At 40.5% G+C, this 23,977-nt stretch carries 16 protein-coding genes and 10 pseudogenes; 21 read left to right on the plus strand and 5 right to left on the minus strand.

The window, feature by feature from the left end:
• The 3 genes from QMQ21_RS17660 to QMQ21_RS17670 form a co-directional block, all read left to right on the plus strand.
• Positions 1-1,192 (plus strand): heavy metal translocating P-type ATPase (locus QMQ21_RS17660; protein ID WP_261814895.1); only part of this gene is annotated, 1,192 nt, incomplete at its 5' end.
• 205 nt (positions 1,193-1,397) lie between these two features.
• Complete coding sequence (gene spxB / locus QMQ21_RS17665; RefSeq protein ID WP_172930366.1) at positions 1,398-3,173, plus strand: pyruvate oxidase; 1,776 nt, start codon at positions 1,398-1,400, stop codon at positions 3,171-3,173.
• Positions 3,174-3,283: 110 nt separating this feature from the next.
• On the plus strand, positions 3,284-3,631 hold the full coding sequence (locus QMQ21_RS17670; RefSeq protein WP_023935791.1) for a VOC family protein: 348 nt from the start codon (positions 3,284-3,286) through the stop codon (positions 3,629-3,631).
• Positions 3,632-3,749: 118 nt separating this feature from the next.
• Here the strand turns inward: QMQ21_RS17670 and QMQ21_RS17675 are convergent.
• Positions 3,750-4,523: pseudogene (locus QMQ21_RS17675) on the minus strand (IS630 family transposase).
• A 40-nt stretch (positions 4,524-4,563) separates the two neighbouring features.
• Here QMQ21_RS17675 and QMQ21_RS17680 point away from each other — a divergent pair.
• Together QMQ21_RS17680 and manA are read left to right on the plus strand one after the other, a co-directional pair.
• A pseudogene (locus QMQ21_RS17680) lies at positions 4,564-4,884 on the plus strand (family 1 glycosylhydrolase); the annotation flags it as partial.
• Positions 4,885-5,004: 120 nt separating this feature from the next.
• Positions 5,005-5,949 (plus strand): mannose-6-phosphate isomerase, class I, encoded by a 945-nt coding sequence (gene manA, locus QMQ21_RS17685; RefSeq protein WP_031222968.1) that lies wholly within the window; start codon positions 5,005-5,007, stop codon positions 5,947-5,949.
• 40 nt (positions 5,950-5,989) lie between these two features.
• On the opposite strand, the pseudogene QMQ21_RS17690 reads toward manA, so the two are convergent.
• Positions 5,990-6,928: pseudogene (locus QMQ21_RS17690) on the minus strand (sodium-dependent transporter); the annotation flags it as partial.
• Between the two features lie 80 nt (positions 6,929-7,008).
• On the opposite strand from QMQ21_RS17690, the pseudogene QMQ21_RS17695 reads away from it, so the two are divergent.
• Positions 7,009-7,763: pseudogene (locus QMQ21_RS17695) on the plus strand (IS5 family transposase).
• A 14-nt stretch (positions 7,764-7,777) separates the two neighbouring features.
• On the opposite strand, the pseudogene QMQ21_RS17700 reads toward QMQ21_RS17695, so the two are convergent.
• The 3 genes and pseudogenes from QMQ21_RS17700 to QMQ21_RS17710 all read right to left on the minus strand — a co-directional run.
• Positions 7,778-7,969: pseudogene (locus QMQ21_RS17700) on the minus strand (DUF1697 domain-containing protein); the annotation flags it as partial.
• Between the two features lie 51 nt (positions 7,970-8,020).
• Positions 8,021-9,192, minus strand: a pseudogene (gene aao, locus QMQ21_RS17705) (aminoacetone oxidase).
• A gap of 58 nt (positions 9,193-9,250) precedes the next feature.
• Complete coding sequence (locus QMQ21_RS17710) at positions 9,251-10,096, minus strand: DegV family protein (RefSeq protein WP_000219931.1); 846 nt, start codon at positions 10,094-10,096, stop codon at positions 9,251-9,253.
• A 124-nt stretch (positions 10,097-10,220) separates the two neighbouring features.
• On the opposite strand from QMQ21_RS17710, the pseudogene QMQ21_RS17715 reads away from it, so the two are divergent.
• From QMQ21_RS17715 to QMQ21_RS17785, 15 genes and pseudogenes are all read left to right on the plus strand, one after another.
• A pseudogene (locus QMQ21_RS17715) lies at positions 10,221-10,797 on the plus strand (TetR/AcrR family transcriptional regulator).
• A complete protein-coding gene (locus tag QMQ21_RS17720) occupies positions 10,794-11,261 on the plus strand; it encodes a deoxycytidylate deaminase (RefSeq protein ID WP_000136976.1) in 468 nt (155 codons plus the stop codon). Before QMQ21_RS17715 ends, QMQ21_RS17720 begins: the two are co-directional and overlap by 4 nt.
• 88 nt (positions 11,262-11,349) lie before the next feature.
• Positions 11,350-11,979 carry a uracil phosphoribosyltransferase gene (gene upp, locus QMQ21_RS17725; RefSeq protein ID WP_000515974.1) on the plus strand — a complete coding sequence of 210 codons (630 nt, stop codon included), beginning with the start codon at positions 11,350-11,352 and terminating at the stop codon, positions 11,977-11,979.
• 173 nt (positions 11,980-12,152) lie between these two features.
• Positions 12,153-12,743 carry an ATP-dependent Clp protease proteolytic subunit ClpP gene (gene clpP / locus QMQ21_RS17730; protein WP_000613475.1) on the plus strand — a complete coding sequence of 197 codons (591 nt, stop codon included), beginning with the start codon at positions 12,153-12,155 and terminating at the stop codon, positions 12,741-12,743.
• Positions 12,744-12,821: 78 nt separating this feature from the next.
• A complete protein-coding gene (locus tag QMQ21_RS17735; RefSeq protein WP_000462126.1) occupies positions 12,822-13,070 on the plus strand; it encodes a YlbG family protein in 249 nt (82 codons plus the stop codon).
• 101 nt (positions 13,071-13,171) lie between these two features.
• Positions 13,172-14,332, plus strand: a complete 1,161-nt coding sequence (locus QMQ21_RS17740; protein ID WP_000726146.1) for an ABC transporter substrate-binding protein — start codon at positions 13,172-13,174, stop codon at positions 14,330-14,332.
• A gap of 116 nt (positions 14,333-14,448) precedes the next feature.
• Positions 14,449-15,318, plus strand: coding sequence for a branched-chain amino acid ABC transporter permease (locus QMQ21_RS17745; RefSeq protein WP_000941427.1), 870 nt, complete (start codon positions 14,449-14,451; stop codon positions 15,316-15,318).
• 3 nt (positions 15,319-15,321) lie between these two features.
• Positions 15,322-16,272: a branched-chain amino acid ABC transporter permease gene (locus tag QMQ21_RS17750; RefSeq protein WP_000662285.1), complete on the plus strand. Its 951-nt coding sequence runs from the start codon at positions 15,322-15,324 to the stop codon at positions 16,270-16,272.
• 5 nt (positions 16,273-16,277) lie between these two features.
• Positions 16,278-17,042 carry an ABC transporter ATP-binding protein gene (locus QMQ21_RS17755; protein WP_001185994.1) on the plus strand — a complete coding sequence of 255 codons (765 nt, stop codon included), beginning with the start codon at positions 16,278-16,280 and terminating at the stop codon, positions 17,040-17,042.
• Positions 17,042-17,748, plus strand: a pseudogene (locus QMQ21_RS17760) (ABC transporter ATP-binding protein). The gene QMQ21_RS17755 and the pseudogene QMQ21_RS17760 overlap by 1 nt, the downstream one beginning before the upstream one ends.
• 306 nt (positions 17,749-18,054) lie before the next feature.
• Positions 18,055-18,711, plus strand: a complete 657-nt coding sequence (locus QMQ21_RS17765; protein ID WP_004256822.1) for a CBS domain-containing protein — start codon at positions 18,055-18,057, stop codon at positions 18,709-18,711.
• A gap of 107 nt (positions 18,712-18,818) precedes the next feature.
• Positions 18,819-19,915: pseudogene (prfB, locus tag QMQ21_RS17770) on the plus strand (peptide chain release factor 2).
• A 17-nt stretch (positions 19,916-19,932) separates the two neighbouring features.
• Complete coding sequence (gene ftsE, locus QMQ21_RS17775) at positions 19,933-20,625, plus strand: cell division ATP-binding protein FtsE (RefSeq protein ID WP_000022265.1); 693 nt, start codon at positions 19,933-19,935, stop codon at positions 20,623-20,625.
• Complete coding sequence (gene ftsX / locus QMQ21_RS17780) at positions 20,618-21,544, plus strand: permease-like cell division protein FtsX (protein WP_000625541.1); 927 nt, start codon at positions 20,618-20,620, stop codon at positions 21,542-21,544. Before ftsE ends, ftsX begins: the two co-directional genes overlap by 8 nt.
• A 406-nt stretch (positions 21,545-21,950) precedes the next feature.
• Positions 21,951-23,977: pseudogene (locus tag QMQ21_RS17785) on the plus strand (PTS transporter subunit IIBC); the annotation flags it as partial.

Below are 23,977 nucleotides of genomic sequence, written 5' to 3' on the forward strand. Positions count from 1 at the left end.
CATTTTTGTCCCAGCAGTTGTTATTTTAGGGATTGTGACCTTTTGGGTTTGGTTTGTCTTGCTCAGGGATAGTGTGGTCGTACTTGGAGCTAGCTTTGTATCCTCTCTTCTCTACGGAGTGGCGGTTTTGATTATCGCCTGTCCTTGTGCCTTGGGACTCGCAACACCGACAGCCCTTATGGTAGGGACAGGACGCAGTGCCAAGATGGGAGTTCTCCTCAAAAATGGAATGGTTCTACAGGAAATCCAGAAAGTTCAAACTCTTGTCTTTGATAAGACCGGGACTTTGACGGAAGGGAAACCTGTGGTCACAGATATTATTGGCGACGAGACAGAAGTGCTTGGATTGGCAGCCTCTCTGGAAGAAGCTTCTCAACACCCACTGGCTGAGGCTATTGTTAAGCGAGCGACTGAAACTGGATTTGAGCTTCATACTGTGGAAAATTTCCAAGCCTTGCACGGAAAAGGTGTCTCAGGGCAAATAGCTGGAAAACAAGTTCTGCTTGGAAATGCTAAAATGCTGGATGGTATGGATATTTCAAGTAATTATCAAGATAAACTCGAAGAACTGGAAAAAGAAGCTAAGACAGTTGTATTTTTGGCTGTTGACAATGAAATCAAAGGCTTGCTTGCTTTGCAAGATATTTCCAAGGAAAATGCCAAGCTAGCCATCAGTCAGCTAAAAAAACGTGGCCTTAAAACAGTCATGTTGACAGGAGACAATGCAGGTGTGGCGCGTGCTATTGCAGATCAAATAGGAATCGAAGAGGTCATTGCAGGTGTCTTGCCAGAAGAAAAAGCCCATGAAATCCATAAACTACAAGCGGCTGGCAAAGTAGCCTTTGTTGGGGATGGTATCAATGACGCTCCTGCCCTTAGTGTAGCAGATGTGGGGATTGCTATGGGAGCTGGAACAGATATCGCCATCGAGTCGGCAGATTTAGTGTTGACAACCAATAACCTCCTAGGAGTGGTTCGTGCCTTTGACATGAGTAAGAAAACTTTTAATAGAATTCTGCTCAATCTTTTCTGGGCCTTTATCTACAATGTCGTTGGAATTCCGATAGCAGCAGGAGTCTTTTCAGGTGTTGGACTGGCCCTCAACCCAGAACTGGCAGGTCTAGCCATGGCCTTTAGTTCAGTATCTGTTCTGACCAGTTCCCTTCTGCTAAATTTTAGTAAAATAGACTAAAAGTAATGACTAGTTTCCTTTGTTATAAAACAGGAATGATAGCACTTTCAAAACTGTATTAGAATAGAAAGTAGAGAGTTTTGAGCAGATTTTTAGAAAAGTCAACATAAATATGATATAGTGGAATAGTAAAAATTTGGAGAACGTTTCCAATTCTATGTAATCGTATTCTCCAAGTCTAAAAAATTGAAGGAGAGTTATCACTATGACTCAAGGAAAAATTACTGCATCTGCAGCAATGCTTAACGTATTGAAAACATGGGGCGTAGATACAATCTACGGTATCCCATCAGGAACACTCAGCTCATTGATGGACGCTTTGGCTGAAGACAAAGATATCCGCTTCTTGCAAGTTCGCCATGAAGAGACAGGTTCTCTTGCAGCGGTTATGCAAGCTAAATTCGGTGGCTCAATCGGGGTTGCAGTTGGTTCAGGTGGTCCAGGTGCGACTCACTTGATTAACGGTGTTTACGATGCAGCTATGGATAACACTCCATTCCTAGCAATCCTTGGATCACGTCCAGTTAATGAATTGAACATGGATGCTTTCCAAGAATTGAACCAAAACCCAATGTACAACGGTATCGCTGTATACAACAAACGCGTAGCTTACGCTGAGCAATTACCAAAAGTAATCGACGAAGCTTGCCGTGCTGCAGTCTCTAAAAAAGGTCCAGCTGTTGTTGAAATCCCAGTAAACTTTGGTTTCCAAGAAATCGACGAAAACTCATACTATGGATCAGGTTCATACGAGCGTTCATTTATCGCTCCTGCTTTGAACGAAGTTGAAATCGACAAAGCTGTTGAAATCTTGAACAATGCTGAACGTCCAGTTATCTATGCTGGTTACGGTGGTGTTAAAGCTGGTGAAGTGATCACTGAATTGTCACGTAAAATCAAAGCACCAATTATCACAACTGGTAAAAACTTTGAAGCTTTCGAATGGAACTATGAAGGTTTGACAGGTTCTGCTTACCGTGTTGGTTGGAAGCCAGCCAACGAAGTGGTCTTTGAAGCAGACACAGTTCTTTTCCTTGGTTCAAACTTCCCATTTGCTGAAGTTTACGAAGCATTCAAGAACACTGAAAAATTCATTCAAGTTGATATTGACCCTTACAAACTTGGTAAACGTCACGCCCTTGACGCTTCAATCCTTGGTGATGCAGGTCAAGCAGCCAAAGCAATCCTTGACAAAGTGAATCCAGTTGAATCTACTCCATGGTGGCGTGCAAACGTGAAGAACAACCAAAACTGGCGTGATTACATGAACAAACTCGAAGGTAAAACTGAGGGTGAATTGCAATTGTATCAAGTTTACAATGCAATCAACAAACATGCTGATCAAGACGCTATCTACTCAATCGACGTAGGTGACACTACTCAAACATCTACTCGTCACCTTCACATGACACCTAAGAACATGTGGCGTACATCTCCACTCTTTGCGACAATGGGTATTGCCCTTCCTGGTGGTATCGCTGCTAAGAAAGACAATCCAGCTCGCCAAGTATGGAACATCATGGGTGACGGTGCATTCAACATGTGCTACCCAGACGTTATCACAAACGTTCAATACGACCTTCCAGTTATCAACGTTGTCTTCTCAAATGGTAAATATGCCTTCATCAAGGACAAATACGAAGACACAAACAAACACTTGTTTGGTTGTGACTTCTCTAATGCTGACTATGCGAAAATCGCTGAAGCGCAAGGTGCTGTAGGATTTACAGTTGACCGTATCGAAGACATCGATGCAGTTGTTGCAGAAGCTGTTAAACTCAACAAAGAAGGTAAAACTATTGTGATCGATGCTCGCATCACTCCACACCGTCCACTTCCAGTAGAAGTACTTGAATTGGATCCAAAACTTCACTCAGAAGAAGCTATCAAAGCCTTCAAAGAAAAATACGAAGCAGAAGAACTCGTACCATTCCGTCTCTTCTTGGAAGAAGAAGGGTTGCAATCACGCGCAATTAAATAATTCCTCTCGCCGAAAATCAAATATGAAACTTGTAGACTTTATTCTTTGATTTTCATAGAGCGGAACTTTAAAAGATCGGAGCAATCCGGTCTTTTTATGGAGGAGAGTAAATGAATTTAAATCAATTAGATATTATCGTTTCAAATGTTCCCCAAGTCTGTACTGACTTGGAGCATATATTGGATAAAAAGGCAGATTATGCTGATGATGGTTTTGCTCAGTTTACGATTGGCAGTCACTGTCTGATGTTGTCTCAAAATCATTTGGTTCCTTTGGAAAACTTTCAGTCAGGAATCATTATTCATATCGAGGTTGAGGATCTAAATCAGAATTACCAACGTTTAAAAGAGATCGGTGTCGAGATTTTACACGGTCCTTGTGAAACGGATTGGGGAACAGAGTCCTTATTAGTTAAAGGTCCTGCTGGTCTAGTGATTGATTTTTATCGTATGAAATAAGGTGCTTAGTCATTTGACGTTAACCTTAGCTATTTTTAAAACAGAAATTGAGAATACGAACTATTGAAAAGATCGGAGCAATCCGGTCTTTTTATTATAAAGAAATTGCATATAATACTCATATGCTTTCAAAAAGCATTCTAGTCCATCTCCGATTAACGATGGACTTTATCACCTCCTTCTCCAGTCCTTGTATAACATCTTGAAGTTGATTCATGATATCTTCCAATATGGGCATCAACAGCTCCATAACAATAGCGAAATTCTCGTATATAGTGACTATGGACATGTGGACCTACTCCCCATTGGAGCCCAACAAGATCCCAGTTTACTGATTCTACCGAAACCAGCCTCATCTTGGTACATCAAGCGAATCTTACGAAAATGCCTACTGGTTTTAAAGCGCTTTCTTTTCTTCTTGAATTGAGATTTTATTTTTAGACTCGACAATGGTTTGAGAGTCTGCTTTCTTGGGATGTTCTGGATGTGGCCTAATATTTCGCCAACCATGGCGCTTCAAGAGTTGATAGAAGGCATCACGTGTGTAGGAAGAACCTAACTCCTTTGTATAAGCCTGAAATAAGGCATCAATTGTAACAAATTCTCCTGCCTCTGCAGCCTTCAAATGACGGGCAAGAAAGGCTTTCTCTATATATGCATGGTTACGACCACCACGTGTTTCTTGAAGGAGAGAATCGAGTCCGAACTCCTCATATTTTTTTACAGTTGGCCAAATCGTTGTTTGATTACAGCCTAAAAGCTCTATAATCTCTTTATAAGATTTACCCATCAGACGAAATAGAACGATTTGAAGGCGTTTATGATATTTAGCTGTACTAGAGTCTTTTAAAAGTGTTTTGATAGCTTGGATTTCTTCTTTAGTTGATTTCATATTACTACTATATAATGCTTTTTGATTTTAGTTTAGTATTATCGTAGAAAATGGACTCGGTGCTATGGATAAACCGGATGAGAATGGTTATGTAGCAGATGACTATCGGATTACTTACTTAGAGGCCCACATCAAGGCCATGCGAGATGCCATTTACCAAGACGGGGTTGACTTGCTTGGTTATACGACTTGGAGATGTATCGATCCGGTTTCAGCTGGCACAGGGGAAATGAATAAGCGCTATGGCTTTATCTATGTAGATCGAGATAATGTAGGAAATGGGACTCTCAAACGTAGCAAGAAGAAGTCCTTCTATTGGTACAAGGATGTCATTGATAGCAATGGAGCAAGCATCGAGTAGAGCACATTTGTTTACTATTTTTATAAAATCTTCTCCCTGCTTTATAAGATGTAAAAAAGAGTTCAAATGGAACTCTTTTTTTGTTATAATGAAGGAAGAAAGATCAGACAGGAGAATAAAATGTCAGAACCATTATTTTTACAATCAGTGATGCAAGAAAAAATCTGGGGTGGAACCAAGCTACGTGATGAGTTTGGCTACGACATCCCAAGTGAAAAAATCGGAGAATACTGGGTCATCTCAGCCCATCCAAATGGTGTCTCTAAAGTTGCCAATGGTCGTTACGAAGGAACAGACCTAGCTATTTTGTATGCGGAACACCGTGAATTGTTTGGCAATCGTCCTGAGCCTGTATTTCCGCTTTTGACCAAGATCCTCGATGCCAACGACTGGCTCAGTGTCCAAGTTCACCCAGACGATGCTTATGGACTCGAGCATGAAGGCGAACTCGGAAAAACAGAATGCTGGTACATTATCGCAGCGGATGAAGGTTCAGAGATTATCTACGGTCACAATGCCAAGTCAAAAGAAGAACTCCGCCAGCAAATCGAAGCGAAAGACTGGGATGGTCTGTTGACCAAAGTACCAGTTAAAGCTGGAGATTTCTTCTATGTACCAAGTGGCACTATGCATGCTATTGGTGCTGGCATCTTGATTCTTGAAACCCAGCAGTCTAGCGATACCACCTATCGCGTCTATGACTTTGACCGTAAGGATGATAATGGCAACTTGCGTGAACTTCACCTTGAAAAATCTATTGATGTATTAAACATTGGTGAGCCTGCAAATAGCCGTCCTGTAACTGTTAAAGCAGATGATTTGCGTTCCACTCTCCTTGTATCCAATGATTTCTTTGCAGTTTACAAGTGGGAAATCACTGGAAAAGTTGATTTTGAGAAGACAGCTGATTACAGCTTGTTTAGTATCTTAGCTGGTCAAGGTCAACTGACTGTTGATGGAAAAAACTATCCAATCCAAAAAGGCAGCCATTTTATCCTACCAAGTGATGTTGAAGCTTGGACTCTGGAAGGACAAGATTTGGAATTGATTGTTAGCCATCCATAAAAAAGAAAGGGCCTGAGTTTACTACTCAAGTCCTTTTTGATTACATAAATTGGGCGATGAAGACCACGATGATGATGATTGGAATGATGAAACGAAGAAGGAAGAGCCAGACTTGGAAAAGTCCTTGTTTCCATGCCGTTTCATCAAGATGGAGTTCCTCCATTGCAAGAGCCTTTTTAAAGATATAGCCTGTAAAAAGTGAAAGGTAGAGAGCTCCAAATGGCATGAGGAGATTGGAAGCCAAGAAGTCCATAGCGTCAAAGAAGATCTTACCAAAGATGTGAGCATCCGCCATGACACCGTAAGATAGGGCTGAGGGAATGCCAAAGACAAAGGTCAAGATTCCCAAAATGGCACTCCACATGGCACGCTTGCTGTTGTCCTGGTTGGTGATATTGCCCACATTGATTTCCAGCATAACGACGGAAGAAGTGACTGTCGCAAAGAGGAAGAGCAAGAGGAAGAGGATGTAGAAAATGGTTCCAAAAGGCATCTTGTCAAAGAGTTGAGGCAAGACGATAAAGAGTAAGCTCGGTCCCCCTTCAGACTGGATATTGAAGGCTGACATAGCTGGGAAAATGGCGAGACCTGCCATGATGGATACCGAGATATTCATGGCTACGATGGAAATTCCTGATTGGACCAGATTGGTTTTCTTGTCTAAGTAAGAAGCATAGGTCAGCATGGCTGTAACCCCTAGTGAGAGGACAAAGAAAGATTGTCCCAGAGCATAGAGGAGACCAGCACTGGTCAGTTTTGAAAAGTCTGGTTTGAGGAAGTAAAGAACCCCTTCCATGGCATTTGGCAAACTGAGAGAACGACCGATGATGACGACAAAGATGATAAAGAGCAGGGGCATCATGACTTTCGAAGCTCTTTCAATCCCTTTTTGAACCCCACGTGATACAATGAAGATATTCAATAGGATAAAGGTCGCTTGAGCTCCTAGAGCAATGGCTGGATTTGAAATGATCAGACTTCCTGAGAAACAAAATATGGTATAGTAGTTCTATGAATTATGAAGCAAGTAAATAACTAACTGATGCACGATTTAAGCTCCTGGTTGGTGTTCAGCGCACGACTTTTGAAGAGATGTTAGCTGTATTGAAAACAGCTTATCAAGGTAAACACGCAAAAGGGGGACGAAAACCTAAACTAAGCCTAGAATACCTTCTTATGGCGACTTCAATATGTGCGAGAATATCGAACTTATGAACAAATTGCGGCTGATTTTGGTATTCACGAAAGCAACTTAATCCGTCGGAGCCAATGGGTTGAAGTAACTCTTGTTCAAAGTGGTGTTACTATTTCAAGAACTCCTCTCAGTTCTGAGGACACGGTAATGATTGATGCGACGGAAGTAAAAATCAATCGTTCTAAAAAAACAATTAGCGAATGATTCTGGTAAAAAGAAATGCCACGCTATGAAGGCTCAAGCGATTGTCACAAGTCAAGGGAGAATTGTTTCTTTGGAGATCGCTGTGAACTATTGTCATGATATGAAGTTGTTCAAAATGAGTCGCAGAAATATCGGACAAGCTGGTAAAATCTTGGCTGACAGTGGTTATCAAGGGCTCATGAAGATATATCCTCAAGCACAAACTCCACGTAAATCCAGCAAACTCAAGCCGCTAACAGCTGAAGAGAAAGCCTGTAACCATGCGCTATCTAAGGAGAGAAGCAAGGTTGAGAACATCTTTGCCAAAGTAAAAACGTTTAAAATGTTTTCAACAACCTATCGAAATCATCGTAAACGCTTCAGATTACGAATGAATTTGATTGTTGGTATTATCAATCATGAACTAGGATTCTAGTTTTGCAGGAAGTCTAATAGAGTATGAACCTGTTCTCGTATTTCTTCGAGAGCTAAGTTACTTTCAAGAATAATATTTCCACTTTGAATATAAGTTCGAACTTGTTGAAAACCAGCTTCTGTCAAGATATCTACTAGATAAGACATTTTAGGGATAGCATTTTTTCCATTAGGAGTGACTCCCCTTAGCAAGATAATATGTTCCAAAGTAGTTCCTTTCTTTTTTTTGGGGGGATTGTTCCATTTGGTAATGTATATTTAGATTGGGTTTGATCCCGCCACCCAGCCGAGACAGAGGGCAGAAGTGATGTTAAAGCCACCCGTGTGGGCATTTATATCCATAACTTCGCCTGCAAAGTGGAGGCCAGGTACCAGCTTACTTTCAAGGGTTTTAGGATTGATTTCCTTGAGACTGACTCCACCCTTGGTAACAAAGGACTTTGCAAGGGACATTTTTCCAGTTACAGGAATTTTAAGTTCTTTAATGGACTGGACAAGTTGTTCTCGTTCCTTTTCAGTCAGTTGTTTGACTTTGTCAGGATAGCCTTGTACAAAAAATTCGGCCAAGCGTTCTGGTAACAAGGTTTTTAAAGCGTTTTTCAAGGATTTTTCCCGATTTTCTTCTAGAAATGTAACCAAGTCCTTCTCAGAAAGTTGAGGCAAAACATCGAGTGAGAGAACCTCCCCACCTTTGACAAAGCTAGACATGCGTAGGGCAGCAGGACCTGACAAACCAAAGTGGGTAAAGAGTAAATCATGAGTGATGACATGCTTACCATAACTTAGGGTCACATCGTCCAGAGAAATCCCTTGTAAGGCTTTATGTGGAAAATCTGTTAATAAAGGACTTTCAGCAGCCTCAAGATCGGTGATGGTATGCTTAAAATGGCGAGCAATCTCGTGACCAAAACCAGTCGAACCAGTCGAAGGATAAGACTTACCACCTGTTGTGACAATGAGTTTCTCACAAGTGAAGGTTTGATCCGCTGACTTAAGGACAAACTGGTCATCTACTTTTTTAACAGAAACGATTTCTATTTGAGTAGCAACTTGACCACCTAGTTCGGTGATTTTCTTTTCCAAAGCTTCGATAATAGTCCGAGACTTGTCACTGGCTGGAAAGACGCGTCCGTGGTCTTCGACCTTAAGTTTAACACCATTTTCTGTAAAAAAGTTGATGATGTCATGATTATCGAACTGGGAGAAAACACTGTAAAGAAAGCGTCCGTTTCCAGGAATTCAGCTAGCAGGTTGTCTAAGCTACCATTGTTGGTCACATTGCAACGTCCCCCACCAGTCCCAGCTAATTTTTTTCCAAGTTTCCGATTTTTTTCGATGAGGAGGGTTTTCTGTCCATAAAAGCTACTGGAAATCGTAGCCATCATACCAGCAGGTCCTCCACCGATGACAATAGTATCAAAATGTTTCATAGCTCTATTGTACCACAAAAAAACAAGAGATGATGGTTACCTCTTGTCAAGAATGCAATTAATCAATTTCATAGCCCATCAGCAGACCGCCATCTTCTGCATAGAAACTGCAGAGACCAGATGTTGGGAGAATTTTAATATCCGCCTGTGGGAAGGTTTCACGGATTCGGTCTGAAAGCTGTTGGCAACATTTCTCGTTATTGCGTTGGGCCATGACAATACGGCCACCAGCATATCCTGCTTTCACTAACTCTTCATAGGCTGCTTGAACTGACTTCTTTGCTCCTCTTGCTTTTTGTAGCAATTCGAGAGTTCCAGTTTCACTAGCTTCTCCGACCATACGAATGTTGAGAAGGCCAACGACCGTACCGATAAGCTTGCTCAAACGGCCGTTCTTCACCAAGTTATCGACTTTGGCTAGGACAAAGAGCAACTTAGTTTTTTCTTGATAGGCGGTGATAGCTTCAACCACTTCTTCAAAAGACAAGCCCTGGGCAATCAAGTCATTCAATTTTTCTACGAGTAGGTCAACTTCACCACCAGCAGACAAACTATCAATTACATGAATCTTAGTGTCAGGATGTTCTTCCAGATAAATATTCTTGGCCAGTTGAGCACTATTGTGACTACCAGAAAGAGTACCAGTGATGGTTACTAGGAAAATGTTTTTGGCACCTTCAAATGCTCGCAAATAATCATCTGGGCTTGGACAAGCTGATTTTGAAGCTTCTGCGGTTGCATACATGGTTTCCATCATATGGTCAATATCAAGACTGGCATCATCAACAAAGACCTGATCAGCTACTTGAATGGTTAAGGGGACACTTACAAAGGTTGTGTTAATAGCTGGTGTTGGCAGTTGACGATAATCACAACCAGAGTCAGCAATAATCTTCCAAGTCATAGAAATTCTCCATCTTTGTCAGTTATACATTGACAAAGGTTCTGTCTTTTTTTACAATTATATCATGAAAACCCTTGAAACAAAAGCATCATCCGTCTGTTGTGACAAGTAGAAAGAAAATGTTATGTCTGAACGTAGAATCTCTGAAAAGTCTCTTGAAAATCTCAGAAAATCAAACCAAGAATCCAATTTATTAACCAGAGAAGCCATTGAAACAGCCCTCTTGCAACTCTTGGAAAAAAGGAACTGACCAAGATTAGTATTTCTGAATTGGTCAAACGTGCAGGTGTTTCGCGTGCGGCCTTTTATCGCAATTATGACTCCAAAGAGGAAATTTTAGAGAGCGTCTTTAAACGAACTGTCCACAATATTATGGAACAGCTGCATCATTACGATTTAAAGACAGACCTTTATTTGGTTTGGGTTCACCTTTTCCGGAGGCCAGAAAGGAAGTTAGAGTGATTCAATTGGCCTTGGATTACCATCTGGAAAAAATCTTTGTCCAAGCCATGCAGGAATTTCTAGAAAAATACCATGGGAAATCAAAAGGTGTCAGCTCTTATCTTCATTCCTTCTGGAGCTCAGCCATCGTCTCTGTCCTTCTAAAATGGATCAAGGATGGCATGAAGGTACCAGCTGAAAAGATTGCAGATTTAGGTTTACCATTTTTTAAAAATAGAGAAATAGGAGAAAAGAGATGACTGAAAAAAGACTGGCCTGGGATGAGTATTTTGCAGCCCAAGCCCTACTAATTGCCAATCGTTCCACTTGTAAACGTGCTAAAGTGGGCGCGATTCTGGTAAAAGATAATAAGGTTATTTCCACTGGTTACAATGGTTCGGTGTCAGGAACTGAGCATTGTATTGATCACGAATGTTTGGTCATTGAAGGCCACTGTGTTCGCACCCTTCACGCTGAGGTCAATGCTATCCTTCAAGGTGCTGAGCGTGGTGTTCCCAAAGGCTTTACAGCCTATGTGACCCATTTTCCTTGTCTCAACTGTACCAAACAATTATTGCAGGTTGGTTGCAAGCGCGTGGTTTATATCAACCAGTACCGAATGGACGACTATGCCCAATACCTTTATCAAGAAAAGGGAACAGAATTGACTCATTTACCACTTGAGACAGTACAGACAGCTCTTAAAGAGGCAGATTTAATGTAAAAATTATCAAAAATAAATGGTTTAGAAAGATTTTTAAACCGTTTTTTGGTATAATGAGAAGAATAAATTGAAAGAAGGAATTCCAAAAATGGGAAAAATTGAAGTTATTAATCACCCGCTGATTCAACACAAATTGTCAATCTTGCGTCGTACAGATACTTCTACAAAAGCTTTTCGTGAGCTAGTAGATGAGATTGCAATGTTGATGGGGTATGAAGTACTTCGTGATCTTCCACTAGAAGATGTGGAAATCGAAACACCAATTACAAAAACAGTTCAAAAACAATTGGCAGGTAAGAAATTGGCCATCGTTCCAATCTTGCGTGCAGGTATCGGGATGGTTGATGGGCTCTTAAGCTTGGTTCCAGCTGCTAAAGTTGGTCATATCGGTATGTACCGTGATGAAGAAACACTTCAACCAGTTGAGTACTTGGTGAAATTGCCTGAAGATATTGACCAACGTCAAATTTTTGTAGTAGATCCAATGTTGGCAACAGGTGGCTCAGCAATCTTGGCTGTTGATTCTCTTAAAAAACGTGGCGCATCAAATATCAAATTTGTCTGCCTTGTATCAGCACCAGAAGGTGTAAAAGCCCTTCAAGAAGCTCATCCAGATGTAGAAATCTTTACAGCAGCCTTGGATGAACGCTTGAACGAACACGGTTATATCGTCCCAGGTCTTGGAGATGCTGGGGACCGCTTGTTCGGTACAAAATAAGATCGAAAAGAAGAATGACTTGGAAAAGTATTTCTAGTCACGAAAGGAGGTTGGGTTTTTGTTTCTGTCTAATGAAAGCAGAGCAAAAATTTGACCTTTTTTGACCAAGATATTATAATAGTCTTATCTTCAGTCATTTGACCAACAAAATTAAAACTCAAAAGGAGAAATGAATGATTCCTGTAGTTATTGAACAAACAAGCCGTGGAGAACGTTCCTACGATATTTACTCACGTCTTCTTAAAGACCGCATCATTATGCTGACAGGTCCAGTTGAAGACAATATGGCTAACTCTGTTATTGCCCAATTGCTTTTCTTGGATGCCCAAGATAGTACAAAAGATATTTACCTTTATGTCAATACACCTGGTGGTTCCGTTTCAGCTGGTTTGGCAATCGTTGATACCATGAACTTTATCAAGGCAGATGTCCAAACCATCGTTATGGGTATGGCAGCATCTATGGGGACGGTCATCGCATCAAGTGGAGCAAAAGGCAAACGTTTCATGCTTCCAAATGCTGAATACATGATTCACCAACCAATGGGCGGTACAGGTGGTGGTACTCAACAAACCGATATGGCGATCGCTGCAGAACACTTGCTTAAAACTCGTAACACCTTGGAAAAAATCTTGGCTGAAAATTCAGGTCAGTCAATCGAAAAAGTCCATGCAGATGCAGAACGAGATAACTGGATGAGTGCCCAAGAAACACTTGAATATGGCTTTATTGATGAAATCATGGCCAACAATTCATTGAACTAATGATTATAGAAGGCAAACTCGACTGGGTTTGCTTTTTTTGGTATAATAGGGAGAGATTTCTTAGAAAGAGGATTTATCATGTTTGAAAAAGTCAATCGCTCTGGCTTGATTATCTATCTTTACTATAATCGTGATGCCAAAAAACTGCAGGATTATGGAGATATTACCTATCATTCCAAGAAACATCGTTACTTACAACTCTATGTTCCAACTCAAGAAGTGGAGCAATTGGTCGGGCGCTTGAGCAAGGAAAAGTTTATCAAAAAAGTCAGAGTTTGTCATATCCAAGAGTTGGAAACACCCTTTGTGGGCAACCTTTACCGATAGGAAAACGTTATCAGATAAAAATTTAAAGAAAAGTGTTGACAATTTTCTGATAATTCGATATATTCTTAACAGACTATTTAAGAAATAAGGAGACAAAAAAGATGAAGAAAAAATTTGCCCTATCGTTTGTGGCGCTTGCAAGTGTAGCACTTCTTGCAGCCTGTGGAGAAGTGAAGTCTGGAGCAGTCAACACTGCTGGTAACTCAGTAGAGGAAAAGACAATTAAAATCGGGTTTAACTTTGAAGAATCAGGTTCTTTAGCTGCATACGGAACAGCTGAACAAAAAGGTGCCCAATTGGCTGTTGATGAAATCAATGCCGCAGGTGGTATCGATGGAAAACAAATCGAAGTAGTTGATAAAGATAATAAGTCTGAAACAGCTGAGGCTGCTTCAGTTACAACTAACCTTGTAACCCAATCTAAAGTATCAGCAGTCGTAGGACCTGCGACATCTGGTGCGACTGCAGCTGCGGTAGCGAACGCTACAAAAGCAGGTGTTCCATTGATCTCACCAAGTGCGACTCAAGATGGATTGACTAAAGGTCAAGATTACCTCTTTATTGGAACTTTCCAAGATAGCTTCCAAGGAAAAATTATCTCAAACTATGTTTCTGAAAAATTAAATGCTAAGAAAGTTGTTCTTTACACTGACAATGCCAGTGACTATGCTAAAGGGATTGCCAAATCTTTCCGCGAGTCATACAAGGGTGAAATCGTTGCAGATGAAACTTTCGTAGCAGGTGACACAGACTTCCAAGCAGCCCTTACAAAAATGAAAGGGAAAGACTTTGATGCTATCGTTGTTCCTGGTTACTATAATGAGGCTGGTAAGATTGTAAACCAAGCGCGTGGTATGGGAATTGACAAACCAATCGTTGGTGGTGATGGATTCAACGGTGAGGAGTTTGTACAACAAGCAACTGCTGAAAAAGCATCAAACATCTACTTTATCTCAGGCTTCTCAACTACTGTAGAAGTTTCAGCTAAAGCTAAAGCCTTCCTTGACGCTTACCGTGCTAAGTACAATGAAGAGCCTTCAACATTTGCAGCCTTGGCTTATGACTCAGTTCACCTTGTAGCAAACGCAGCAAAAGGTGCTAAAAACTCAGGTGAAATCAAGGATAATCTTGCTAAAACAAAAGACTTTGAAGGTGTAACTGGTCAAACAAGCTTCGATGCAGACCACAACACAGTCAAAACTGCTTACATGATGACCATGAACAATGGTAAGGTTGAAGCAGCAGAAGTTGTAAAACCATAATAGAAAAATGTTGAAATAGGGAATGAGCCTCGGACTCACTCCCTGTTTCGATGTTTAAGAACCTATCAAAAAGTGAGGGAAAACCCTCGGAATTATAAATAGAAAGAGTGAATCTTATGCTCCAACAACTAGTAAATGGTTTGATTCTAGGTAGTGTTTATGCGCTGTTAGCACTAGGATATACCATGGTTTACGGAATTATCAAGCTCATCAACTTCGCCCATGGTGATATTTATATGATGGGAGCCTTTATCGGTTATTTCTTGATCAATTCTTTCCAAATGAATTTCTTTGTAGCTCTTATTGTAGCCATGCTAGCGACAGCTATTCTTGGTGTCGTGATTGAGTTCCTTGCTTACCGACCTTTGCGTCACTCTACTCGTATTGCTGTTTTGATTACAGCTATTGGGGTTTCTTTCCTATTGGAGTATGGCATGGTCTATCTGGTTGGTGCCAATACTCGTGCCTTTCCTCAAGCGATTCAAACAGTTCGCTATGATTTGGGACCAGTTAGCCTAACAAACGTTCAGTTAATGATCTTGGCCATTTCCTTGATTTTGATGATTTTGTTACAGGTCATTGTCCAAAAGACTAAGATGGGGAAAGCCATGCGTGCTGTATCTGTAGATAGCGATGCGGCACAATTGATGGGGATCAATGTAAACCGTACGATCAGCTTTACCTTCGCTTTGGGTTCAGCTCTTGCGGGTGCGGCTGGTGTTCTGATTGCCCTCTATTATAACTCTCTTGAGCCTTTGATGGGGGTTACTCCAGGTCTTAAGTCTTTCGTTGCCGCGGTACTTGGTGGTATCGGAATCATTCCTGGTGCGGCTCTTGGTGGCTTTGTGATTGGTCTATTAGAAACTTTTGCGACAGCCTTTGGGATGTCAGACTTCCGTGATGCCATTGTTTATGGAATCTTGTTGTTGATCTTGATTGTCCGCCCAGCTGGTATCCTTGGTAAAAATGTGAAAGAGAAGGTGTAAGCGATGAAGGAAAATTTAAAAGTTAATATTCTATGGTTACTCCTTTTATTAGCTGGCTATGGCTTGATTAGTGTATTGGTTTCAGTCGGAGTACTCAATCTATTCTATGTACAGATTTTACAACAAATTGGAATTAATATTATTTTGGCTGTTGGTCTCAACTTAATCGTTGGTTTTTCAGGACAATTTTCACTTGGTCATGCTGGTTTCATGGCGATTGGTGCCTATGCAGCAGCTATTATTGGTTCTAAATCACCAACCTACGGTGCCTTCTTTGGAGCCATGCTGATAGGGGCTTTACTTTCAGGAGCAGTTGCCTTGCTTGTCGGAATTCCAACCTTGCGTTTGAAGGGGGACTATCTTGCAGTAGCAACTCTAGGTGTTTCTGAAATTATCCGTATCTTTATCATCAATGGCGGAAGCCTTACAAATGGTGCGGCAGGTATCTTGGGAATTCCAAACTTTACAACTTGGCAAATGGTTTACTTCTTTGTTGTGATTACAACCATTGCAACCTTGAACTTCTTGCGTAGTCCAATTGGTCGTTCAACCCTCTCTGTTCGTGAGGATGAAATCGCTGCTGAGTCAGTTGGGGTTAATACGACTAAAATTAAAATCATCGCTTTTGTCTTTGGTGCCATTACTGCGAGTATTGCAGGGTCACTTCAGGCAGGATTTATCGGTTCAGTTGTACCGAAAGATTACACTTTCATCAACTCAATCAACGTTTTGATTATTGTTGTCTTTGGTGGACTTGGTTCCATTACAGGTGCCATTGTATCGGCTATTGTTCTGGGAATTTTGAATATGCTTCTCCAAGACGTAGCTAGTGTGCGTATGATTATTTACGCTTTGGCCTTGGTCTTGGTAATGATTTTCAGACCAGGTGGACTCCTTGGAACATGGGAATTGAGCCTATCACGTTTCTTTAAAAAATCTAAGAAGGAGGAATAAAACTAATGGCATTACTTGAAGTAAAACAGTTAACCAAACATTTTGGCGGTCTAACAGCTGTTGGAGATGTGACTCTTGAATTGAACGAAGGGGAACTGGTTGGACTAATCGGTCCAAACGGAGCTGGGAAAACCACTCTTTTCAACCTCTTGACGGGTGTTTATGAACCAAGCGAGGGAACAGTAACCCTAGATGGTCACCTTTTGAATGGAAAGGCACCTTATAAGATTGCTTCTTTGGGACTTGGACGTACTTTCCAAAATATCCGTCTCTTTAAAGATTTAACCGTTTTGGACAATGTTTTGATTGCCTTTGCCAACCATCACAAACAACATGTTTTTGCTAGTTTCTTACGCTTACCAGCTTTTTACAAGAGTGAAAAAGAATTAAAATCTAAAGCTTTAGAATTGCTGAAAATCTTTGATTTAGATGGTGATGCAGAGACTCTTGCTAAAAACCTCGCCTACGGACAACAACGTCGTTTGGAAATTGTTCGTGCCCTCGCTACGGAACCTAAAATTCTCTTTTTAGATGAACCAGCCGCAGGTATGAACCCGCAGGAAACAGCGGAATTGACTGAGTTAATTCGTCGCATCAAAGATGAATTTAAGATTACAATCATGCTGATTGAACACGATATGAATCTGGTCATGGAAGTTACAGAACGTATCTACGTACTTGAATATGGTCGTTTAATTGCTCAAGGAACTCCAGACGAAATTAAGACCAATAAACGCGTTATCGAAGCTTATCTAGGAGGTGAAGCCTAATGTCTATGTTAAAAGTTGATAATCTTTCTGTGCATTACGGTATGATCCAAGCAGTCCGTGATGTAAGCTTTGAAGTGAATGAAGGAGAAGTTGTTTCCCTTATCGGTGCCAATGGTGCTGGTAAAACAACCATTCTCCGTACCTTGTCAGGTTTGGTTAGACCAAGCTCTGGAAAGATTGAATTTTTAGGTCAAGAAATCCAAAAAATGCTTACAGAAAATCGTGGCAGGTGGTCTTTCACAAGTTCCAGAAGGACGCCACGTCTTTCCTGGCTTGACTGTTATGGAAAATCTTGAAATGGGAGCTTTTTTGAAGAAAAATCGTGAAGAAAATCAAGCTAACTTGAAGAAGGTCTTTTCACGCTTCCCACGTCTTGAAGAACGGAAGAACCAAGATGCAGCTACTCTTTCAGGGGGAACAACAAATGCTTGCCATGGGACGCGCTCTTATGTCAACACCAAAACTTCTTCTTTTAGATGAACCATCAATGGGACTTGCCCCAATCTTTATCCAAGAGATTTTTGATATCATTCAAGATATCCAGCAACAAGGAACAACCGTCCTCTTGATTGAACAAAATGCCAATAAAGCACTTGCAATCTCTGACCGAGGCTATGTATTGGAAACAGGAAAAATCGTCCTATCAGGAACAGGAAAAGAACTCGCCTCATCAGAAGAAGTAAGAAAAGCGTATCTAGGTGGCTAAAACAATCCAGTGGATTGTTTTAGTCGGCAGATGAAGATTGCGAAGCAAACATCGCATAGTCTGGGAGACTAGTTTAGGTTGCAGATGGAGATTACGAAGTAATCATCATCTACATTAAAAGGTTAATTTCTAATAATTGAAAAAATCGAATGAAACGTATCTTACCTTCATTCACAGAGCTCGATTTCAGAGCTCTTTTTGCTAGGTTATTCATACTTTTCTGAATTTTGAAAAAGAAATGTAAGCGTTTGATAGATTTACAAAAAGATTGTATAATAGGGATAAGAATAGAAAAGGAGAAGTCTCATGGCAGTTAAAGATTTTATGACCCGCAAGGTAGTTTATATTAGTCCAGATACAACAGTATCTCATGCAGCAGATTTGATGAGAGAGCAAGGGTTGCACCGCTTGCCTGTTATCGAAAATGATCAATTGGTTGGTTTGGTGACTGAGGGAACCATTGCACAAGCAAGTCCATCAAAAGCAACCAGTCTTTCTATCTATGAGATGAATTATCTTCTAAATAAGACAAAAGTAAAAGATGTCATGATTCGTGACGTTGTCACTGTTTCAGGCTATGCGAGTCTAGAAGATGCAACTTATCTGATGTTGAAAAACAAGATTGGTATTCTTCCTGTCGTAGATAACCATCAAGTCTATGGGGTTATTACGGACCGTGACGTTTTCCAAGCCTTTCTCGAAATTGCTGGTTATGGTGAAGAAGGAATTCGTGTGCGCTTTGTTACGGAAAATGAAGTTGGTGTTCTCGGAAAGATTGTTTCTCTAATCGTTGAAGAAAATTTGAATATCTCCCATACAGTCAATATTCCGCGTAAGGATGGTAAGGTCATTATCGAAGTGCAAATCGATGGATCAATTGATTTACCAGCCTTGAAAGAAAAATTTGAATCAGAGAATATTCAAGTAGAAGAAATCACTCGTACTTCAGCAAAAGTCTTGTAAGAAGGGAAGCCGAAAGGCTTCTTTTTACGTGTAATAAGGGATTAGAGCAAAAGATGGAAAGAAATGATAAAAATGCTATAATGAAATGATGTAAAAAAGGAGTATTTATGGACATTTCAGTAATCCGTCAGAAAATTGACGCAAATCGTGAAAAATTAGCTTCTTTCAGGGGGTCTCTTTGACCTCGAAGGTCTAGAGGAAGAGATTGCCATCTTGGAAAACAAGATGACAGAACCTGATTTTTGGAACGATAATATCGCGGCCCAAAAAACGTCGCAAGAAATTAAATGAATTAAAAAACACTTACAATACCTTCCATAAGATGGAAGAGTTGCAGGATGAAGTCGAAATTTTATTAGACTTTTTAGCTGAAGATGAGTCGGTGCATGAAGAATTGGTTGAACAGTTGTCAGAACTTGATAAGATGATGACCAGCTATGAGATGACTCTACTCTTGTCAGAACCTTATGACCACAACAATGCCATCTTGGAAATCCATCCAGGTTCTGGTGGTACTGAGGCTCAGGACTGGGGTGATATGTTGCTGCGTATGTATACTCGTTATGGCAATGCTAAAGGCTTTAAAGTGGAAGTATTGGATTACCAAGCAGGGGATGAAGCTGGTATCAAGTCAGTAACTTTATCATTTGAAGGGTCTAATGCCTATGGCCTTCTCAAGTCAGAAATGGGTGTGCACCGTTTGGTGCGAATTTCGCCATTTGACTCTGCCAAACGTCGCCATACATCTTTCACATCCGTAGAAGTGATGCCTGAGTTGGACGATACTATTGAAGTGGAAATCCGGGAAGATGACATCAAGATGGATACCTTCCGTTCAGGTGGTGCTGGTGGACAAAACGTCAATAAGGTTTCAACAGGTGTACGTTTAACCCACATTCCAACTGGAATTGTTGTCCAATCAACAGTGGATCGGACCCAGTATGGAAATAGAGATCGTGCCATGAAGATGTTGCAGGCTAAGCTCTATCAAATGGAGCAAGAAAAGAAAGCTGCGGAGGTAGATTCTCTCAAGGGTGAGAAAAAGGAAATCACATGGGGAAGCCAAATCCGTTCTTATGTCTTCACACCTTATACTATGGTAAAAGATCACCGAACTAGCTTTGAAGTTGCTCAGGTAGATAAGGTTATGGATGGGGACCTAGATGGTTTTATCGATGCCTATCTCAAGTGGCGAATTAGCTAAGATAGAAAGGAAGTCACATGTCAATCATTGAAATGAGAGATGTCGTCAAAAAATACGACAACGGAACGACTGCCCTACGCGGTGTTTCGGTCAGTGTTCAACCAGGGGAATTTGCTTACATCGTAGGACCTTCAGGAGCAGGGAAGTCAACCTTTATTCGTTCTCTGTATCGTGAAGTAAAAATCGATAAAGGAAGCCTATCAGTTGCTGGTTTTAATCTGGTTAAGATTAAAAAGAAAGATGTCCCGCTTCTACGTCGTAGTGTTGGGGTTGTCTTCCAGGATTATAAACTGTTGCCAAAGAAAACTGTTTATGAAAATATTGCTTACGCTATGGAAGTAATTGGGGAAAATCGCCGTAATATCAAAAAACGTGTGATGGAAGTTTTAGACTTGGTTGGCTTGAAGCACAAGGTTCGTTCTTTCCCAAATGAGCTCTCAGGTGGGGAGCAACAGCGGATTGCGATTGCACGTGCCATTGTAAATAATCCCAAAGTATTGATAGCCGATGAACCAACAGGAAACCTGGATCCTGATAATTCATGGGAAATTATGAATCTCTTGGAACGGATTAACCTACAAGGGACAACTATTTTGATGGCGACTCATAATAGCCAGATTGTAAATACCTTGCGCCACCGTGTCATTGCCATTGAAAATGGCCGTGTCGTTCGTGACGAATCAAAAGGAGAGTATGGATACGATGATTAGTAGATTTTTTCGCCATTTATTTGAAGCCTTAAAAAGTTTGAAACGAAATGGTTGGATGACAGTAGCTGCTGTCAGTTCAGTCATGATTACTTTGACCTTGGTGGCCATATTTGCTTCTGTTATTTTCAATACAGCGAAACTAGCTACAGATATTGAAAATAACGTCCGTGTAGTAGTTTATATCCGAAAGGATGTGGAAGATAACAGTCAGACAATTGAAAAAGAAGGTCAAACTGTTACAAATAATGACTACCACAAGGTATATGATTCTTTGAAGAACATGTCTACGGTTAAGAGTGTTACCTTTTCAAGTAAAGAAGAACAATATGAAAAATTAACCGAGACAATGGGAGATAACTGGAAAATCTTTGAAGGAGATGCCAATCCTCTCTATGATGCTTATATTGTAGAGGCAAACACTCCAAATGATGTAAAAACTATAGCCGAAGATGCTAAAAAAATTGAAGGTGTCTCTGAGGTTCAAGATGGCGGTGCCAATACAGAAAGACTCTTCAAGTTAGCTTCATTTATCCGTGTTTGGGGACTAGGGATTGCTGCTTTGTTAATTTTTGTCGCAGTTTTCTTGATTTCAAATACCATTCGTATTACCATTATTTCCCGCAGTCGCGAAATTCAAATCATGCGCTTGGTCGGAGCTAAAAACAGTTATATTCGTGGACCGTTCTTGTTAGAAGGAGCCTTTATCGGTTTATTGGGAGCTATCGCACCATCTGTTTTAGTCTTTATTGTTTATCAAATGGTTTACCAATCTGTCAACAAATCGTTGGTAGGGCAAAATCTATCCATGATTAGTCCAGATTTATTTAGTCCTTTGATGATTGCCCTACTATTTGTGATTGGAATTTTCATTGGTTCATTGGGATCAGGAATATCCATGCGCCGATTCTTGAAGATTTAGGTAAAATAATTATTTTTATGAGGAGGTTGTAAAATCTCCTTTTTTGCTACAAAAATTTTAGAAAAGGGACTTCTAATACTCAATGAAAATCAAAGAGCAAACTAGGTAGCTCGCCAAAGAATGCTCAAAATACTGTTTTGAGGTTGTAGAAAGTCAGTCAGATATATACGGTAAGACGACGTGACGTGGTTTGAAGAGATTTTCGAAGAGTATAAAGAAGTCGCTCAGAGAAGACTTCTTGATGGCTAACTTGAACTTGAAATTTAGCACCTAGAAAATTTTTGAAAAAAGAGGATTTTTTTGAATAAAAGCCTTTACAAAAAAAATTAAAGTGGTATAATTAAATCATAAAAGGTGCAAACGTTTTCGTAAAACGTTTGCCTAAATAAAAATAAAGGAGATTTGAATGATGAAAGATACATTCAAAAATGTCTTGTCTTTCGAATTTTGGCAAAAATTCGGTAAGGCTTTGATGGTGGTTATCGCGGTTATGCTTACTGCTGGTTTGATGATTTCAATCGGTAAGTCTATCGTGATGATTAACCCTAACTTTGCTCCACTCGTTATTACTGGTGGTGTCCTAGAGCAAATCGGTTGGGGGTTATCGTTAACCTTCATATCTTGTTTGCCCTCGCTATTGGAGGAAGCTGGGCTAAGGAACGTGCTGGTGGTGCGTTTGCGGCAGGTCTTGCCTTTATCCTAATCAACCGTATCACTGGTACAATCTTTGGTGTATCAGGAGACATGTTGAAGAATCCAGATGCTATGGTTTCAACACTATTGGGTGGGCAAATCAAAGTTGCTGATTACTTCATTAGTGTTATGGAAGCCCCAGCACTTAACATGGGTGTATTCGTAGGGATTATTTCTGGTTTTATTGGAGCAACTGCTTACAATAAATACTATAACTTCCGTAAGCTTCCTGATGCACTTTCATTCTTTAACGGAAAACGTTTTGTACCGTTTGTAGTTATTCTTCGTTCAATAATTGCTGCAATTGTACTTGCTGCTTTCTGGCCAGTAGTTCAAACAGGTATCAATAGCTTTGGTATCTGGATTGCCAACTCACAAGAAACTGCTCCAATCCTTGCACCATTCTTGTATGGTACTTTGGAACGCTTGCTCTTGCCATTTGGTCTTCACCACATGTTGACTATCCCAATGAACTACACAGCTCTTGGTGGTACTTATGACATTTTAACTGGTGCAGCTAAAGGTACTCAAGTATTTGGTCAAGACCCACTATGGCTTGCATGGGTAACAGACCTTGTTAATCTTAAAGGTACAGATGCAAGTCACTACCAACAATTGTTAGATACTGTTCACCCAGCTCGTTTCAAAGTTGGACAAATGATCGGGTCATTCGGTATCTTGATGGGTGTAATCGTGGCTATCTACCGTAATGTTGATACTGACAAGAAACATAAATACAAAGGTATGATGATTGCGACAGCTCTTGCAACATTCTTGACAGGGGTTACTGAACCAATCGAATACATGTTCATGTTCGTTGCAACACCTATGTATCTTGTTTACTCACTTGTTCAAGGTGCTGCCTTCGCTATGGCTGACGTTGTAAACCTACGTATGCACTCATTCGGTTCAATCGAGTTCTTGACTCGTACACCTATTGCAATCAGTGCTGGTATCGGTATGGATATCATTAACTTCGTTTGGGTAACTGTTCTCTTTGCCGTAATCATGTATTTTATCGCAAACTTCATGATTCAAAAATTCAACTACGCAACTCCAGGGCGTAACGGAAACTACGAAACTGCTGAAGGTTCAGAAGAATCTAGTAGCGAAGTGAAAGTTGCAGCAGGCTCTCAAGCTGTAAACATCATCAACCTTCTTGGTGGACGTGCAAATATCGTTGATGTTGACGCATGTATGACTCGTCTTCGTGTAACTGTTAAAGATGCAGATAAAGTAGGAAATGCAGAGCAATGGAAAGCAGAAGGAGCTATGGGTCTTGTCATGAAAGGACAAGGGGTTCAAGCTATCTACGGACCAAAAGCTGACGTATTGAAATCTGATATCCAAGATATCCTTGATTCAGGTGAAATCATTCCTGAAACTCTTCCAAGCCAAATGACTGAAGCACAACAAAACACTGTTCACTTCAAAGGTCTTACTGAGGAAGTTTACTCAGTAGCAGACGGTCAAGTTATTGCTTTGGAACAAGTAAAAGATCCAGTATTTGCTCAAAAAATGATGGGTGATGGATTTGCAGTAGAACCTGCAAATGGAAACATTGTATCTCCAGTTTCAGGTACTGTATCAAGCATCTTCCCAACAAAACATGCTCTTGGTATTGTGACTGAAGCAGGTCTTGAAGTATTGGTTCACATTGGTTTGGACACAGTAAGTCTTGAAGGTAAACCATTTACAGTTCATGTTGCTGAAGGACAAAAAGTTGCAGCAGGAGATCTT

This window comes from Streptococcus bouchesdurhonensis (assembly GCF_948472335.1).